Source organism: Brasilonema bromeliae SPC951 (assembly GCF_012912135.1).
In the GTDB taxonomy this organism is placed as follows: Bacteria; Cyanobacteriota; Cyanobacteriia; order Cyanobacteriales; family Nostocaceae; genus Brasilonema; species Brasilonema bromeliae.
The window spans coordinates 221-17,594 of sequence record NZ_QMEB01000126.1; the positions used below are offsets into that span (position 1 = coordinate 221).

Annotated in this window: 13 protein-coding genes and 2 pseudogenes; 11 read left to right on the forward strand and 4 right to left on the reverse strand. The window is 43.5% G+C overall.

Annotated elements, in window-relative coordinates:
• The coding region (locus tag DP116_RS29405; RefSeq protein ID WP_439330036.1) for an FHA domain-containing protein at nucleotides 1–282 on the forward strand (282 nt) is incomplete at its 5' end.
• Nucleotides 283–446: 164 nt separating this feature from the next.
• Entirely contained in the window at nucleotides 447–1,190 is a 744-nt protein-coding gene (locus DP116_RS16435; RefSeq protein WP_169156202.1) for a M50 family metallopeptidase, read from the forward strand.
• 11 nt (nucleotides 1,191–1,201) lie between these two features.
• Here the strand turns inward: DP116_RS16435 and DP116_RS16440 are convergent, their stop codons facing one another.
• Nucleotides 1,202–1,420 carry a hypothetical protein gene (locus tag DP116_RS16440; protein WP_169156203.1) on the reverse strand — a complete coding sequence of 73 codons (219 nt, stop codon included), beginning with the start codon at nucleotides 1,418–1,420 and terminating at the stop codon, nucleotides 1,202–1,204.
• Between the two features lie 611 nt (nucleotides 1,421–2,031).
• On the opposite strand from DP116_RS16440, the gene DP116_RS16445 reads away from it, so the two are divergent.
• The 4 genes from DP116_RS16445 to DP116_RS16460 all read left to right on the forward strand — a co-directional run bounded on the left by DP116_RS16445 (nucleotide 2,032) and on the right by DP116_RS16460 (nucleotide 10,622).
• A complete protein-coding gene (locus DP116_RS16445) occupies nucleotides 2,032–4,443 on the forward strand; it encodes a sucrose synthase (protein WP_169156204.1) in 2,412 nt (803 codons plus the stop codon).
• 29 nt (nucleotides 4,444–4,472) lie between these two features.
• A complete protein-coding gene (gene pgmB / locus DP116_RS16450; RefSeq protein ID WP_169156205.1) occupies nucleotides 4,473–7,349 on the forward strand; it encodes a beta-phosphoglucomutase in 2,877 nt (958 codons plus the stop codon).
• A gap of 166 nt (nucleotides 7,350–7,515) precedes the next feature.
• Nucleotides 7,516–9,249 (forward strand): ABC transporter permease, encoded by a 1,734-nt coding sequence (locus DP116_RS16455; protein ID WP_169156206.1) that lies wholly within the window; start codon nucleotides 7,516–7,518, stop codon nucleotides 9,247–9,249.
• Nucleotides 9,250–9,263: 14 nt separating this feature from the next.
• Nucleotides 9,264–10,622, forward strand: coding sequence for an ABC transporter ATP-binding protein (locus DP116_RS16460; RefSeq protein ID WP_169156207.1), 1,359 nt, complete (start codon nucleotides 9,264–9,266; stop codon nucleotides 10,620–10,622).
• 353 nt (nucleotides 10,623–10,975) lie between these two features.
• On the opposite strand, the gene DP116_RS16465 is transcribed toward DP116_RS16460, so the two are convergent.
• On the reverse strand, nucleotides 10,976–12,355 hold the full coding sequence (locus DP116_RS16465; RefSeq protein ID WP_169156208.1) for a DUF2252 domain-containing protein: 1,380 nt from the start codon (nucleotides 12,353–12,355) through the stop codon (nucleotides 10,976–10,978).
• 544 nt (nucleotides 12,356–12,899) lie between these two features.
• Between DP116_RS16465 and DP116_RS16470 the strand changes: the two genes are divergently transcribed.
• On the forward strand, nucleotides 12,900–13,601 hold the full coding sequence (locus tag DP116_RS16470) for an MgtC/SapB family protein (protein WP_169156209.1): 702 nt from the start codon (nucleotides 12,900–12,902) through the stop codon (nucleotides 13,599–13,601).
• Nucleotides 13,602–13,778: 177 nt separating this feature from the next.
• Here DP116_RS16470 and DP116_RS29410 read toward each other — a convergent pair.
• Nucleotides 13,779–13,931: pseudogene (locus DP116_RS29410) on the reverse strand (transposase); the annotation flags it as partial.
• Between the two features lie 212 nt (nucleotides 13,932–14,143).
• Here DP116_RS29410 and DP116_RS30735 point away from each other — a divergent pair.
• The 4 genes and pseudogenes from DP116_RS30735 to DP116_RS16490 form a co-directional block, all read left to right on the forward strand.
• Nucleotides 14,144–14,658 (forward strand): annotated as a pseudogene (locus tag DP116_RS30735) (transposase); the annotation flags it as partial.
• Entirely contained in the window at nucleotides 14,633–14,860 is a 228-nt protein-coding gene (locus DP116_RS30885) for a pentapeptide repeat-containing protein (RefSeq protein WP_479686320.1), read from the forward strand. The pseudogene DP116_RS30735 and the gene DP116_RS30885, both read left to right, overlap by 26 nt.
• 265 nt (nucleotides 14,861–15,125) lie before the next feature.
• Nucleotides 15,126–16,079, forward strand: a complete 954-nt coding sequence (locus tag DP116_RS16485) for a hypothetical protein (RefSeq protein ID WP_169156210.1) — start codon at nucleotides 15,126–15,128, stop codon at nucleotides 16,077–16,079.
• A gap of 35 nt (nucleotides 16,080–16,114) precedes the next feature.
• The gene (locus DP116_RS16490) at nucleotides 16,115–16,501 is read left to right on the forward strand and encodes a hypothetical protein (protein WP_169156211.1); all 387 of its coding nucleotides are present in this window, start codon (nucleotides 16,115–16,117) and stop codon (nucleotides 16,499–16,501) included.
• A gap of 424 nt (nucleotides 16,502–16,925) precedes the next feature.
• Here DP116_RS16490 and DP116_RS30890 read toward each other — a convergent pair whose 3' ends face one another.
• The gene (locus tag DP116_RS30890) at nucleotides 16,926–17,156 is read right to left on the reverse strand and encodes a helix-turn-helix domain-containing protein (RefSeq protein ID WP_479686321.1); all 231 of its coding nucleotides are present in this window, start codon (nucleotides 17,154–17,156) and stop codon (nucleotides 16,926–16,928) included.
• Between the last annotated feature and the right edge of the window lie 218 nt (nucleotides 17,157–17,374).

Consider the following 17,374-nt stretch of genomic DNA (forward strand, 5'->3'; position numbering starts at 1 on the left):
AGGAATGCGATCATTGGGCTTGCCCATATGGGCAAGCCCAATGATCGCATTCCTCCAGATGTGGATGTTTCAGGATTTCCCAATTCGGAAATTGTTTCGCGAATTCATGCTGATATTCGTTTAGAGGGAGGCGCTCATTATATCGAAGATGTAGGAAGTTCTAATGGTACTTACATTAATAACTTGCCCTTATTGCCAGGAAATCGGCATCGTTTACGCCCAGGCGATCGCATCAGTTTGGGTAAAGGAGATTTAGTAACATTCCTGTTTCAAGTTTCCTAAAATAACTTGTGTCTGGTGGTTCAAACAGTTAACAGTTAACAGTTAACAGTTAACAGTTAACAGTGAATAACTGATAACTGGTTAATTATGCTACTAGACACAAACAACGGATAGATACAACTACAATCGAAATGATAGGGGTATAACGTTGAGGAAAGTGATCGATGACCAACTTTGGAAAAAATTTTGAACCCTTGCTAACTAGAGAAGCCCCAAAAACAGTCGACCGGATGGGTTTATTTTGGCTTCTTGCTGCAGCGATCGCCACTATTGTGCTGTGGCAAGTTCCAGGAGGAAATTACATTTTATACCCATTCACCATCCTGGCAACTTGGTTTCATGAAATGGGTCACGGCTTGATGGCACTTTTGTTAGGAGGACAGTTCCAGCAATTGCAGATTTTTTCCAATGGTTCGGGTGTCGCCTTTCATAGCGTTCCGTTGTACTTGGGATCCATTGGTCGTGCTTTGGTTGCTGCAGCAGGACCTATGGGTCCACCTATCGCTGGTGCGGGTTTAATTTTGGCTTCGCGTAGTTTTAAAGCAGCGCATCTGAGTTTGACCATCTTGGGGGGTTTTTTACTGATTTCGACCCTGATCTGGGTACGCTCGCCATTTGGAATCGTTGCAATTCCCCTACTTGGTCTGATTATACTTGGTGTCGCACTAAAAGCTCCTCGTTGGATGCAGGGATTTGGGATTCAATTTCTCGGCGTGCAAGCTTGTGTTAGTACTTACCATCAACTAGACTACTTATTTAGCGCCTCTGCAGGTCCTGGTTTGCTCTCTGACACTGCGCAAATCCAGCAGCAATTGCTTTTACCTTATTGGTTTTGGGGTGGATTGATGGCGATCGCATCTCTCGTTATTTTAGTCCAAAGTCTCCGTCTTGCATATCGCTCTAAGTGATCATCACCTCTTCACTCAAAGTCCTCTTGATAAAACGTTTGCAGCAAATTTTCCAATTGATCTTGCGGACAGCATTCTATCAGCGCTTCAAAAACCTCTAGCAATTTTGCTGCACTATCTCCCAATATTGGACTCAACCCCCACACATCCTGCACCCAGTCATGAGGACGTTCATCATCAAAAATAAGACGTTCTAGCAGTTGCTTTGCTTCTGTTTTGGAGATGGACATATTATTTTTATTTATATAAGTAATTTTTTTGAGTTTAATGGTTGATCTTAAGTCATTACCAGTATAAAGCTTAACTGCTCATTCTCAACCCGCGAAAAATTTGTTCCGCTTTCAACTAAAACTCAATACTATCCTTTGAGTATGAGAGAGTCACTTTCCTAACAGAGTTCTGGTTGTTGATTATGCAGAAAAATCAGGACATTTACTCATATCATGTTCTGTTAAAGACTTAGCATTAAGACTGCAGCAATGCTTAGGGCGCAAGGCGCTTTTTTGAGAGGATTTTAAGGTTTTTGCACAAACCCTCTGAATCATAACTTATGAACCGGATTTGTTATCAAAAGTCAAATTGGGGGCGAATTGTTACATAAGCTACAAAACATGAAAACTTGCTCCTAAAAATTACTGGGCTATACTTGTTTTTGATATTCAACAAATACCTAAAACCTTTCTGTAGAACCTGAACCTTCAAGCGAGATATGCGCTAACGTAGGGGGTGAATCATTATCTGTGGTTCTTCTTTTGAAAATCGTTAGACTCCAAGGAGAGTTATTTTCAGGACAAGTGTAGAAACATGAGGTATTGGTCTAGTTAATGTTTAGGAATGTGCCATGCATGAACTGGTTCAAACTATCTTAAATAGTGAAGAAAAGACTGCTCTGCGTCATTTAATCAAAACTTTGAGTGCCTTGGATCAAAGGTACTTTCTGAGAAACGAAATTTTACAAGCTTTTGCTGAGTACTGTCAAAATTCAGAAAAGCCAGGCTACTTCTTCTACTCTTCTTCTGTAGGGAAACTCATACACTACACGCATGAAATGATTGTGGAAGGGGAAAGTACCTGGTTTCTTCTGCGACCAAGGATTGGTAGCCAAGAGGTTTGGCGGCTTGGGGCAAATATGACAAGTTTTGAGCAGATGACGCCAGAGGCATTATTAGATGCGCGCGATCGCTTAGTCAACCGTTTTCAACCCCAAATTCTAGAAATTGATTTCAGCCCATATTACCACGGTTACCCCAGAATTAGCGACCCAAGAAACATTGGTCAAGGTCTCGGGTCTCTCAACCGTCACCTATGCACTCAAGTGTTGACTGATCCTGACTACTGGCTAGAGGTTTTGTTTGATGTTTTTCATCGACACTCGTATGATGGTATTCCGTTGCTGATTAACGCTCGTATTGACTCAGGTAAACAGCTCGCCAAACAAGTCAAGCAAGCCCTAAATTTCCTCAACGAACGTCCTTCTTCTGAACCTTACGAAAAATTTCGCTTTGACCTTCAAGAACTCGGTTTTGAACCAGGTTGGGGTAACACAGCATCGCGAGTGCGTGAAACCCTAGAACTTCTCAACCGACTGATTGACACTGCAGAACCAGCCATTCTCGAAGCCTTCGTCTCCCGTGTTCCGACAGTTTTTCGTGTTGTCCTCGTTTCCATACATGGCTGGGTTTCCCAAGAAAATGTTCTGGGAAGACCTGAAACAACAGGTCAAGTTATCTACGTTCTTGAACAAGCGCGCCACTTAGAAAATAAACTGCAAGAAGAAATCAAACTTGCAGGATTAGACCTTCTTGGTATCCAACCCCAAGTTATTATTCTGACTCGCCTTATCCCCAACTGCGAAGGAACACTGTGCAATCTACGCTTAGAAAAAGTTGAGGGAACAGAAAATGCCTGGATCTTGCGCGTTCCTTTTGCTGATTCTAATCCTAATGTCACTCAAAACTGGATTTCCAAATATGAGATTTGGCCTTATCTAGAAAGATTTGCCCTTGATGCAGAAACAGAACTGCTTGCCCAATTTCGGGGTAGTCCAGATCTGATCATTGGTAACTACAGCGATGGTAACTTAGTTGCTTTTCTGTTGGCGCGCCGTCTGAAAGTGACTCACTGCAACATTGCTCACTCTTTGGAAAAACCCAAACACCTGTTCAGTAACTTGTACTGGCATGATTTAGAGGAGAAATACCATTTTTCAGCACAGTACACTGCTGACATTATCGGTATGAACTCAGCAGACTTCATCATTACATCAACCTACCAAGAAATTGTAGGGACACCCGATACGCTGGGCCAGTATGAGTCTTACAAATGTTTTACGTTGCCCCAACTGTATCATGTGGTAGATGGTATTGACTTGTTCAGTCCCAAGTTCAACATGATACCACCAGGGGTCAATGAACATATCTTCTTCCCTTATAACCAGATACAACACCGAGATATTACCGTCAGCAAAAGAGTTCAAGATTTACTGTTTACCCGTGAAGACTCCCAAATTCTTGGACACCTAGAGAACCAAAGTAAGCGACCCATTTTTGCTGTTGGTGCGATCACTGCTATTGATAACCTTGCGGGTTTGGCAGAATGCTTTGGTAAAAGTCAGGAATTACAACAGAGTTGCAATTTAATTATTGTGACTGACAAGCTGCATCCCCACCAAGCAATCAATTCAGAAGAAGCAGAGGAAATCGAAAAACTCCACAATATTATCAACGAGTATAATCTTCACGGTCACATTCGTTGGGTAGGAATACAGTTCCCTCTTGCTGACCTGGGAGAAGCATACCGTATTATTGCGGATTTTCAAGGAATTTTCGTCCACTTTGCCCGATTTGAAGCCTTTGGACGAACCATTCTCGAAGCGATGAGTTCCGGATTACCAACTTTTGCCACTCAATTTGGCGGTTCGTTAGAAATCATCGAAGATGGAGAAGATGGTTTTCTGCTAAATCCAACAGACCTAGAAGGAACAGCCAAGACGATATTAAGCTTTATTGACCAGTGCAATGCTTATCTAGAACACTGGTATAAGATATCGGAGTTGGTGATTCAGCGTGTCCGTAACAAATATAATTGGCAGTTACACACCAAGCAGTTGTTACTGCTAGCTAAAGTCTACAGCTTTTGGAACTTTGTGAACCAGGAAATTGGCGAAGCCAAAGCTCGCTATGTGGAAACATTGTTCCATCTGCTCTACAAACCTAGGGCTGAAAAAATTTTGGAACAACATATGAAAAGATAACAGTCTTATCTCAAAAACCCCGGTTTGCCATGGATACAACACAAAATTCCCACGACTTTATTTATACAGATTGGACACTTGTCGAAACCCAGCTTAAGCCAAACCAGACTCAGCACAGAGAAACTGTTTTCACTATTGGCAACGGTTATCTGGGAACGCGGGGAAGTTTTGAGGAAGGTTCTACTGGTGCAGTGCCAGCGACCTTCATTCATGGGGTTTATGATAATGTTCCTCTTGTATACACCGAACTTGCTAACTGTCCTGACTGGTTACCATTGATTGTCACTGTCGATGGCGATCGCTTCCGCACCGAACGCGGCGAGATACTGAGCTATGAGCGACAGCTTGACCTCCAGCGCGGTGTTCTGAGGCGTAAAGTACGTTGGCGCAGTCCAGGCGGAAAGACAATAGACTTCTGCTTTGAACGCTTTGCGAGTCGGGCAGATGAGCATGTGTTAGGACTGCGCTGTCAGTTGACGCCAGTAGATTTTGACGGGTTGATTGAAATTCAAGGTAGCATTAATGGCTATCCTGAAAATCAAGGTTTCAACCACTGGGAATTGATAGACCAGGGCAAAACCAACCGAGGAGCCTGGTTGCAACTCCAGACTCGGAACACCCGCATCAACTTGGGCCTGGCTGTTGGAATGACGGTAACAGGAGCTGATGCGTCAGTACAAGTCAGTAGTCCTCCAGGTTATCCAACTTTGAGCACCGTATTCCAAGCTTCTTTAGGACAGACGGTCACCGTGGATAAGTTTGTGACAGTTTTTACGTCACGAGATGTGGATAACCCGGTCAAAGAAGCGAATGAAAAGCTTGCTCAACTCCCAGACTATGAAGCGTTGGTAGATGCCCATGCACAAGCATGGGCTGAGGCTTGGGATAAAAGCGACATCTTGATTGAAGGAGATACCAAAGCTCAACTTGCCGTTCGGTACAATATCTTTCAATTGCTGATCAGCGCCCCAGAGCATGATGAGAAGGTGAGTATCCCAGCGAAAACACTTTCGGGTTTTGGCTATCGCGGTCATGTGTTTTGGGATACGGAAATTTTTATCCTGCCCTTTTTCATTTACACTCAACCAAAACTCGCTCGTAACTTACTCACTTACCGCTATCTCACCTTAAATGGTGCCAGACGCAAGGCATCTCATTACGGGTATAAGGGAGCAATGTATGCTTGGGAAAGTGCGGATACTGGGGATGAAGTGACACCGCGTTGGTTGCCTCCTAACGATTTTTATGGTGAAGACATTAGGATTTGGTGTCGCGATCGCGAAATCCACATTAGTGCTGATATTGCTTATGCGGTTTGGTACTATTGGAAAGCGACTGACGACGACGAGTGGATGCGGGACTGCGGTGTGGAAATTATTCTCGATACCGCTGTTTTCTGGGGGAGTCGCGTTGAGTATGACACCAAGGACGAACGGTATGAAATTCGTGGGGTAATTGGAGCGGATGAGTACCACGAGATTGCAGACAACAATGCCTTTACGAACCGGATGGTGCAATGGCACCTAGAGAAAGCGCTCTTTGTGTATGACTGGTTGCGTCATACTTACCCCGACCGCTTTAGCACACTTGTCAAAAAATTGCAACTTACTCCTGGACGACTTTCTCGTTGGCAAGACATTATCAATAATATATGGATTCCCTACGATCCATCGACGGGACTTGTCGAGCAGTCCGAGGGATTCTTTAAATTAGAAGATATCGACTTGGCTGAGTACGAACCACGTAACCGCTCAATACAAACGATTTTGAGCATTGAGGAAACAAATAAGCGGCAGGTGCTCAAACAGCCAGATGTGTTGATGCTTTTGTACTTAATGCGCCAATCACAGGAATTTCCCTACACCCAAGAAACGCTGGAGAAAAACTGGGACTACTACGCACCCCGTACAGACATCACTTATGGTTCGTCTCTCGGACCCGCCATTCATGCCATTTTAGCCTCGGATTTGGGCAAATCAAAAGAGGCTTATGAACGGTTTATGCAAGCCGCATTGGTGGATATTGAAGATGTTCGTGGCAATGCTCACGAAGGAATTCATGGTGCCAGTGCTGGCGGTGTTTGGCAAGCTGTGATTTTGGGGTTTGGGGGAATTCAACTTGCAGAACATCAACCAACAGCAACGCCACAATTGCCACCTGGGTGGAAACGTCTGAAGTTCAAGCTTCATTGGCGTGGCGAGTGGCACGAAATTGATCTACGTCCTACAGCACAAGATACTATGACACTTCCAGATATCCGAGGAGTCATTTTCGATTTGGATGGTGTTCTCACAGATACAGCAGAATACCACTACTTAGGCTGGCAGAAGCTGGCGGATGAAGAGGGATTACCCTTTAATCGCCTAGCAAACGAAGATTTGCGAGGTGTTTCTCGTCGCGAGTCACTGCTCAAGATAGTTGGTAACAAGCAGTACTCAGAAGCACAACTCCAGGAGATGATGGACCGCAAGAACCGTTACTATGTGGACTTTATCCAGACAATGAGGCCGGGAAATGTATTGCCAGGGACAATTGCATTGTTGGATGAATTGAAGGAAGCTGGGATTAAGATAGCCCTTGGTTCTGCTAGCAAAAATGCTCAAACGGTGATTGAGAAATTGGGTATTGCCGATCGCATTGATGTGGTTGCTGACGGTTACAGCGTCCAGCAACCCAAGCCAGCACCAGACTTATTTCTCTTTGCTGCCCAACAGCTAGGACTCAAACCTGAGCAATGTGTCGTTGTCGAAGATGCAGCCGCAGGTATTGAGGCTGCACTTGCGGCTGGGATGTTGGCTATAGGACTTGGTCCTACTGAACGAGTGGGAGCAGCACACGTTGTGTTACCTAATCTCGCGGGCGTCCACTGGACGGAACTAAGAGAGAAATTGAGCAGCGATCAGTAAAACGACGAACAAAAGCAAATTATATACAAGGCAGAAGGTAGAAGGGAAAAAGCACAACTTCTACTTCCTGCCTTCTGCTTTATGGGACGACAAAAAAGTAGACAGAATGTATAACTTTGATGCTTAAATAATACTGTCTACCATATGGGCAAAACTTCCATAACCTATGCTGAAGCGGACCTTCCCATCCCCAGAAGCGCTTCGACGCTTCCCGTTCGGTCTAGCTGATATTGCCCTGATTTTTGGCACATTGGTGTTACTAGGGCTAATCGCACGTGTGGGTGCAGGAACTTTAGTGAGTTTTGTACCGCCGGATGTGGTGCCAGATGTTAGCCTCAACCCGCTTCATCTGCCATACTACGCTGGACGCTCAACTCTGCGGATGTTTATCGCGCTGTTTTGCTCAACATTGTTTACTTTAATCTATAGCTATGTTGCTGCCAAAAGCCGTCGTGCAGAACAAATCTTAATCCCACTCCTCGATATTTTACAGTCAGTACCGGTACTGGGCTTTTTGTCGATTACGGTGACAGGCTTTATTGCTCTATTCCCTGGGAGTTTACTGGGATTAGAAGCAGCGTCAATTTTTGCCATTTTTACAAGTCAGGTCTGGAACATGACCTTTTCGTTCTACCAGTCGCTGAGAATGGTACCAAGCGAATTAGATGAGGCAGCAAGGCTTTATCGGCTTTCGGCCTGGCAGCGGTTTACAAAGCTGGAGGTGCCAAGCGCGATGATTGGGCTAATCTGGAACGCAATGATGAGTTTTGGGGGCGGCTGGTTTTTTGTCGCAGCCAGTGAAGCGATTAGTGTACTCAACCAGAAGTATACGTTACCCGGACTTGGTTCTTACGTAGCAGCAGCAGTCACCGCTCAGGATTTGCCTGCTTTAGGTTGGGCATTCCTAACGATCGCCGTGGTTATTTTACTGGTAGACCAACTGTTCTGGCGACCGCTGATTGCCTGGGCTGATAAGTTCCGCTTAGAACAGAGTTCGGCAGCAGAGGCTCCCAACTCCTGGGTGTTCGATTTGCTCAAAGCCGCGCGGCTTCCACGTTTAATGAGACGGGCGTTCACTCCGGTGGGTGAAACTATCAACCGCCTACTATCATCACTGACCCCACAACGTCCACGAGTTGCGATCAACCAGAAGCAGAAAGTGGTGAGCGATCGCCTTTACAACTTCGCTTTGTTACTCCTGATTGGCGGATTGCTGGCTGCCCTTTTGCACTTTATTCTCACAACAGTGGGACTGGGTGAGGTGTTCAAAACTTTTATGCTAGGGTTACTGACCCTGGGACGCGTAGTGGTGCTGCTGGTGGTAGCAACGCTGATTTGGACACCGGTTGGTGTGGCGATCGGGTTCAATCCGCGACTATCACGCCTGTTGCAGCCCGTGGTACAATTTTTAGCATCCTTCCCAGCAAATTTTATTTTCCCCTTCGCAACTCTCTTCTTCATTCGTGCCCATATCAGCATCGATTGGGGAAGTATCTTCTTGATGTCCCTGGGTGCCCAGTGGTACATCCTCTTTAACTCTATTGCTGGGGCGATGAGCATTCCAACTGACCTGCGCGAGATGGCGAGGGATCTTGGTTTGCGTGGCTGGCGGTTATGGCGCAAGTTAATCATCCCTGGCATTTTCACCGCTTGGGTTACAGGTGGTATTACTGCTAGTGGTGGGGCGTGGAACGCCAGTATTGTTGCTGAAGTTGTCGCTTGGGGGCAAACGACCCTTACCGCAACTGGGTTAGGAGCATACATCGCCAAGGCAACTGAAGTGGGCGACTGGCCCCGCATTACGTTGGGGATTGGAATGATGAGTCTGTATGTGGTTGGACTGAACCGCGTGTTCTGGCGACGACTCTATCAACTCGCGGAAACAAAATATCATCTGTAGGAAGGGGTGCAAGCATGACAACTACCCAAGCAACTCATGAAGTACTGATTGCCGTCGAGCAAGTCCATAAAAGTTTTCCTCTGCCAGAAGGTAAAGGAGAGTTTACGGTTCTCCGCAATGTCAACCTGACAGTTAGTACAGGCGAAGTCGTCGCATTGCTGGGACGCAGTGGTAGTGGCAAAAGCACCTTGTTGCGAATCATGGCAGGCTTGATTCCACCAAGTGAAGGACAGGTGATTAGCAGTGGTAAACGTCTACAACAAGCTAACCAAGATGTGGCAATGGTCTTTCAAAGCTTCGCGCTGCTGCCTTGGTTGACGGTGCAAGAAAATGTGGAGTTGGGACTGGAAGCGCAGGGAGTTAATCGAGATCAGCGACGTAAACAAGCACTCAAAGCCATTGACTTAGTCGGCTTGGACGGTTTTGAGAGCGCTTATCCCAAAGAATTGTCCGGCGGTATGAGGCAGCGAGTGGGCTTTGCACGGGCATTTGTTCTAGAACCGCAAGTGCTGTTTATGGATGAGCCATTTAGTGCGCTGGATGTTCTAACATCTGAGAACTTACGGGGTGAAATCGACGACTTGTGGAATGCTGGCACCTTTCCGTCCAAAAGTATTTTAATTGTCACCCATAACATTGAGGAAGCTGTGTTTCTGGCGGATCGAGTGATTATCCTGGGATCAAATCCAGGGCGCGTTCGTGGTGAAGTCGTTATTGATTTGCCGCGTCCCCATGATCGCGCAAACGTTCGCTTCAAAGCGTTGGTAGACTATATCTACACGGTGATGACCAACCCAGAAGTTGAAGTGACTGGTGAAGTCGCAGTGGCAGCCCCCACAACCGCACAAGCATCTAAATCACCTTATGCTCAGTCGTTACCACATGTACGAGTGGGTGGGATCAGTGGTTTGTTGGAATTGATTGTAGAGAAACCAGAAGGTAGGGAGGATATATTCAGGCTGGCAGAACGAATTCAGTTGGAAGTGGATGATCTCCTGCCAATTCTTGATGGTGCTGTGATGCTGGGCTTTGCAGATGTTATACAAGGCGATGTTCAGCTTACCGAAATTGGGCGCGACTTTGCCACGACAACGATTTTGCGAAGTAAAGACTTGTTCAGGCAGCAAGTCCTGCAACGTGTGCCGATGTTAGTTAGTATACTACAGACGCTGCGAGAAAAACAAAATGGGTCAATGGGAGGAGATTTCTTTCTGGATTTACTAGATGAACATTTTCCGCACGCAGAAGCTGAGAGACAATTTGCTACAGCAGTTGACTGGGGACGCTACACAGAACTATTTGAGTACGATGCTAGCGAAGGACGGCTTTATCTACCAGAACCAGTACCTGCAGAGAGTAGAGAAGCATCCTGAAAAACAGGAAATATTTTCTTGGCACAGACGTGCAGTGGCTTGTCATTGATATTGGTACTTAGGGTGTTGGGAGATACTCCTATTATTAGGATGGGCAAAAATTAGCCACATCATACTAAATTTCTGAGCAAAGAGTAGAGTTCATTTTGCACATAAAGATTGACTGAAATTTTGTTTTGACTTATACTAAGTTTTGAGTCGCATGACCAAGAATTATTGGCTGTCAACTCACAATTTTTTCACAATTTCAATAGGATAAACATTAAATGGAGGCTTCTGGTAGTAGTAGCCATCAGGTAACTACTCAAGTGACTATGGTTTCAAAAGAAGCGCAAAATGTCAATGCTGCCAACCTACTTCGCTTCAATTCGACCAGATTTGACTGCTGCTACTAGGGCTTGATGATCTTGCTCAACTTGATGGGCGTAGGTAACAGCAAAGTCTGCTACAGCAGAGTCAAAAGCATCACTTTTGCCCAGGTAGCTACTGATAACAACAGGATCGCCAGAACGGGCATGGGCGCGGGCTAAGGCAGAACCGCAAATTTCCGCGTAATCCTCCAAACCCCTGGCAGACATCCCCTTGAGTTTAATTGAGGTTTTCATGTCTTTTAATTGCCGAAAATAGAAATCTTGTCCGCGACTGTTACTTGTCCAACCCAAGAAAATATCACTAGCTGCCTGCATGAGGCGTTGACCATTGACTATGCGCTGTCCGTTGTGGGAGTAAGGACATTTACCTGCGTAGGGTTCTAGTACTGAGGGACGGGCTTCTTTAAATTGCAGCAGCAAAGGATCATTATCGTTACTTAGCAGCAGTGCAACTCCGCAGTGAGTACCAACACTGCCAACGCCAACCACCTTCATGGCTACATCTACTAGATGGTAGCGATCTAGCAAAAACTGGCGATCGCTTTGCAGAGTGTCACGATATTGTTCAAATAACACCCCTACTTCTTCTAAATATTGCTCCTGTAGTGGTAGATGATACAACAGGGGTGGTTGATCAATAAACCGCCGTTGTCCATTCACCTCCTCTGTCATCTGCACAAATGTCTGCTGTAGAGTGCGGGTAAAGGCTTTGCTTGCCATTTGCTGCCAGTATTGACGAGTTTCCTCATCAGGTGCATGTTCCACCAGCACATTAGCATCCAGTCGCGCATACCACACCGCCAAAGTCCCCATCTGCCCATACTCCCGAATGGACAAGCGATAGGCACGGACTGCTGCTTCGGCAGTATCATAGCAGTGTTTGTCAGTCAGACGGATATCTTTCCCCGCAACAATAATACTTGTCACTAAGCGTTTTACATCCCATTCCCAAGGTGCGCTTAAGGTTTCGTCAAAGTCATTCAAGTCAAAGATGAGATTTCGTTCTGGTGTGGCAAATCCACCGAAGTTAAGTAAGTGACAATCTCCACATGCTTGTACGTGGATTCCCGTTGTGGGAGTAGTTGCCAAGTCAGCCGCCATAATAATTGCACTTCCCCGCAGAAATGCGAAGGGGGACTGCAACATCCGACCGTAACGCATGGGGATTAACTCTGGTATGCGTCCCTGATTTGATACTTCGAGTATTTCAATTGGATCTGGACGATCTGTAGGATGCCATTCGCGGTGGGCACTTCGAGAAACAACTTGACGTAATGCTTTGCCTGCTTCCAGTCGCTGTGCTACGGTGAGCTGATTATTGGGAGTAAGTTCAGCTGATTTAATAGGTGGTGTAGTAGTCATATAGAGGAAAGTATTTTTCAGTGATTAAAGACTACAAGCACTAGGAGATGAAAGAATATTTTTCCCTCTCTTCTCCTACATCATCACATCAAAATATTAAAAAGATATAGGAATCCGGTTTGATTTGATGAACTAACAAAGTAGGGGGAGGGAACAGGAAACAGGCTTCGCCGTGAGGCTTCGACGGTGAGCGCTCACGCCGAAGTCCGAACCGCGTCAGCGGCTCGACTGAGCGTTCGACTGAGCTGACGCCGAAGTCTTCGCCGAACGTCCGAACGGGAAGAAGGAATAAAGGTGTACCTAGCTGAACAAAAGTCAAATAGGAATCCTATACTCCAAAATGTTAGCAATAGTTCTAGCAAAACATGGAGATAACCTTTTCTTAATAAAAAAGCGAGAAAGCTTAACCTTAATGAGCAAATTTGTAGTCAAAAAATCATTGTAAAGTACGTACATCATAAAGAATAAAAAGAGATTAGGTATTGACTAAATTCTTTAGTTCCTTATTTTCTATTAACCATAATTTTGGAATTTTAAATGACTTATGACTTGGTTAGATTTTACAATTCGCTTGGCGGTAGCATTCTTACTAGGCTCTGTTATTGGAGTAGAAAGACAGTGGCGGCAACGAATGGCAGGACTGCGGACTAATACACTAGTCGCCACCGGTGCTGCCTTATTTGTGATGCTGGGAGTCATGACTCCAGGTGGAAATCCGACCCAAGTTGAGGCGTATATAGTCTCTGGCGTCGGATTTTTGGGAGGAGGCGTAATCTTTCGGGGAGGTGCCAGTGTACAGGGATTGAATACAGCAGCAACATTATGGTGTGTCGCAGCAGTGGGCGCTTTGGCAGGAGGTGGATTTTTCCCACAGGCGTTTATAGGAACAGTAGCAGTTTTAGTGGCAAACATCTTTCTGCGTCCTCTAGGTTACCGAATTAATCAGCAACCCCTCAAAGGTACAGAAATTGAGGTATGCTATCGCTGTTCTATAGTTTGTCGTAGCAACGATGAGGCTCATGTCCGTGCCCTGCTGCTACAGGCAGTCAGTGCCACTGGTAAAATGAAGTTGCGTTCTTTACATAGCGAGGATCTCGAAGAAACTCCCGAACGTGTGGAAGTTGAAGCTGACTTAGTCACGCAGGATCGCAACGATCCTTTTTTAGAACAAATTGTCAGCCGCTTGAGCTTGGAGTCTGGAGTAAGTGCGGTTAGTTGGAAAATTATTGAACAAGAGTACGGCTAAAGATAAGTAAGTCGGCGTAGAAAAACCAAACTATGTAAAGATAAATAAATACGGAGAATACATCTACCAAAATCACTAAAGGATACGGGGGCTCGTTTAAGGGTATTTTTGACTCGTGAACAAGACAAAACTCTGCTAAACCTAAGAACTGTCGATGTATACCAACCGCCTTGGCGGTTAGGACGCTAAATGTAACACATGCGAGTGGGGCATCTCGTAAACAATTAAATTCCTCCAGTTTTTTGCGGATTCGGCTTTTTAACCTCTTTTGCAGCATTTCTCAATCAAGTTAAGATCTGGAGAATAAGGCGGTAGGTACAGCAGTTTACACCCCTGCAGCTTAAATGCGGATTAGCTTAGAATATGCGCCGAGATAACAGCAAAAAGGGACATATTGTAAATAAATATTACAGATTCTGCCTTATTGATTTACTAATTTTTCCATAAATGATATAAAGTTAACGTGAGTTCGACGGGTTGAAAAAGGTGCAAAAAAAGGCTGAGACTGTATTTAGACGAAAAATACTCATAATGTCTCAGCAATGGAAATTATTGTATCTCGGTTGGATGTGACACAAATTTTTTGTGATGTAGATGATTTGTGCCAACAATAGGAGAACAAGTACCGCAGCTACCATCAATGAGCGGTAAACGCCGCAGTACTTCTAGGATGCATCTAAAAGAACCATCAGTTGCGGTTTAATACTAAAGATTATTCATAATTTCGCTAAGTCTCCGATTAACTCAGTCCTGCTGGGTCGTTTTGCATAGCTTAGTCTAAACTCCAGTAATCAATGAGCGTGGCGAATTGCTGGCTTTTAAGCTGACAAGTGGGAATGTGGATGACCGCGAGCCAGTTCCCGATTTGACTAAAGACTTGATTGGTAAACTGTTTGGCGATACCCTTTGCGTCAAGCCGGAGGCTTATCGCGGATATATTTCCCAAAAGTTGTTTGAGCAATTATATGAACCTGGCTTGCAGTTAATTACTCGCTCCAAGAAAAACATGAAAAATCGGTTGGTCAAATTAATTGATAAGATTCTTTTTCTCGAAAGAGTTTGGTGAGCAAAATTTTTCAGGACAAGATTTCAAGAGGACACGCTTTAGCCTTGCAAATGCTCAAGGAGCTAATTTTCTTCTAGTAAGTCTAAAATATAACAAATTTTTATATGCCTCAATTGAGAATACAAGCTCACTCCCCAATATTGGTAAGTATCTCGCTGAAAGTACCCTTGAGGGTAATATTGTAGGAGCGTAATTTATGATACTCTTTCAAAAGAAGTGAATTCTTATAGCTTTTCGCAAACATCCTGACTTAATGTCAATTGGAGTTTGTCACAATATATGGTGCTTTATCCAGAAACTTTTGCTTGTTATTTAAAATTTCACTACACAGAATCTGAATTATGTAAACTTTATACCATTTGTTACCTCCACTTCAACTATTTATTCCAAATTGCACTTGGAGTATTTTGTTTCAATTGTTCTATTTATCCATAGTTCATACCTAACGAAAAATTATCATGGTACAACCAAACATAAAGACTATCAATACTCCCTTCATTGGTATAATCGGCCCATCGCAATACTTGGGAGTGAAGCTGACTAATTTTTCATTTTCACAATTATTCTTGGTTAGAGACCAAAACAATGCCAACGAGAAAGAAAGTCCCTTAAAACAACAAATAACGAAAGCTAGGGAAAAAATGTATGAAAATATAGTAAACAATTTAAATGGCTTAATCAGCCTTAATGATAAAGAAGAAGGAGTCAAAACTATCTATGTTTTTGACAAGTATGAAGACTTTTTCTTGAAGACACAGTTTAGACCTGACCGTGAAAGAATGGTTATCCGAATCACACGAATAACTCCACGGGAAACAAGAGTATCCACCATCTGTCGAATCTATACCACTGGCACTCATATATATATTGCTTTGGATTCTTATCTCCTTGGTAAAATAAATATTTTCAGCCTTGTGATTCACACACTGCTACTGTTGATTTTTGTTCCTATGTTTTTCACAGGGCTTTTAGGATTTTTAGGGGCTTTAGTGCTATTATTGCCAACTCTGTTTAATCCATCCAACATAAATGCTTTACTGGCCGTTTTTTCAGGTCTGCTTTTACCTTTTATTCCAGGTCTGTATCTATATTTCAGTTGGTTTCCTGTAGTTAAAGCCTTGCTAAATAAAGAAAGTTTTAAAGCGGCTTTGAAGCATAGGTTTCACAATAGAAGATTCACCAACTTATTTGATGAAGATGACGGCTTAACTTACCTAAAGTCTGTAACGCCTTTTATCATTGATCAGATAACAAACGCACTTGCAAGCTATGGGATAAAAGACGAAACCATTTTTAGTAAACTTAATGAAATAAAGGAAGCAATTTTAGCACAACCAACAATAAGCCTAAACAATTCAGGGATAATGTCTAATGTCCTGATTGGAAACAACAATTTTCAAAGTTCAAAATAATAACTAAGAACTAATAAAGAGAGGTAAAAAGAAGTATGCCAAATGATATTACTGTTGATAATAGTGGTGTCATTACCAACTCCGTATTTGGTAATAACAACATTCAACAAAACATAAGTCAAAATACTGATGAAATTACTAAACTAATTTCTTCTCTGCGTGACATGTCTCAAGGATTTCCTGAAGCTCAACGTGAAGCAACCATAGTGCATTTAGATGATTTACAGGAAGATATAACTATACCTGAGAAACAAAAGAAAGAGAGATTTAAAACTCGTCTTGCTGCATTGCTGGCAATTACTGGTACGCTTGGAGGTGTTGTCGCAAACTCTGTTGACTTTGGTAACAAAGTTTTAGACTTATCTAAAAAACTGGGAGTCCCTATCGAGATTGTCCAGCCTCAACCGAAGCAAATCCCTTAAAATCTGGGGTATTCGTACCAATGGTACGAATACCCCGGTTTGAAGGATTTAGTCGAAGAAACATCTAAATATAACAAAGAATAGTATTTGATTCGCGCTAAGGGACTTCCAAAAAATAAATTAATCAAACAAACTCAAGAGACAGTCTCCTCCTCATAATAATTATCATTATGAGGAGGGGAGGAAGTTACCTCTGCTTTTTGTTACTGCGATCCGAGAACTACGCGATCGCGTCCTTTTCGTTTAGCTTGAATTAGGGCTTTCTCAGTAGCATCCATCAGAGCCTCAGGCTCAGTGTCAGATTAATGTAAAATCTTGAATCAAGCGATACCGAACCATCCGGAAATTCTAGGGTTATAGGAGTAGCTGGACAGTTAAATTTATTAATAAATTGCTGTAGTATTTCATTCAAGTCACCATATTCTCAAGTCTGACGAAAGTTGGATTTATTGATCGGTTCTTTCCAAACTTCACTCAACAACTGCCAGAAATCAGATGCAACTTTTTTAACTCGTTCTTCTCCGTAATCGGCTTCATCCGCTATGTTAGTATAAGTTTTTTCTTCCCAGCAAGAGCGCAGTACTATCTCTTCGAGTGGAGTAAGAGCGTTTGGAAGAATTGCTTTTAGTAGCAGTACAATTTCATCTATACTGATTAGTCATTTGACCCAACTTTTGGGTAATTTATTAAATAATTTTCTTTACGGAAGTTTAAGTGATAAGATAACCCTAATGGAATACTCGTAGTAAAAATAACAATCTTTTTTTCAAAAACTGACAAAAGAATGTTGACAATTATTTGAATTTCTGAAAACTTCATCAAAACTAGATAGCAGCTTTCATCCGAAGAGTTTTTACGTATTATAATTTACTA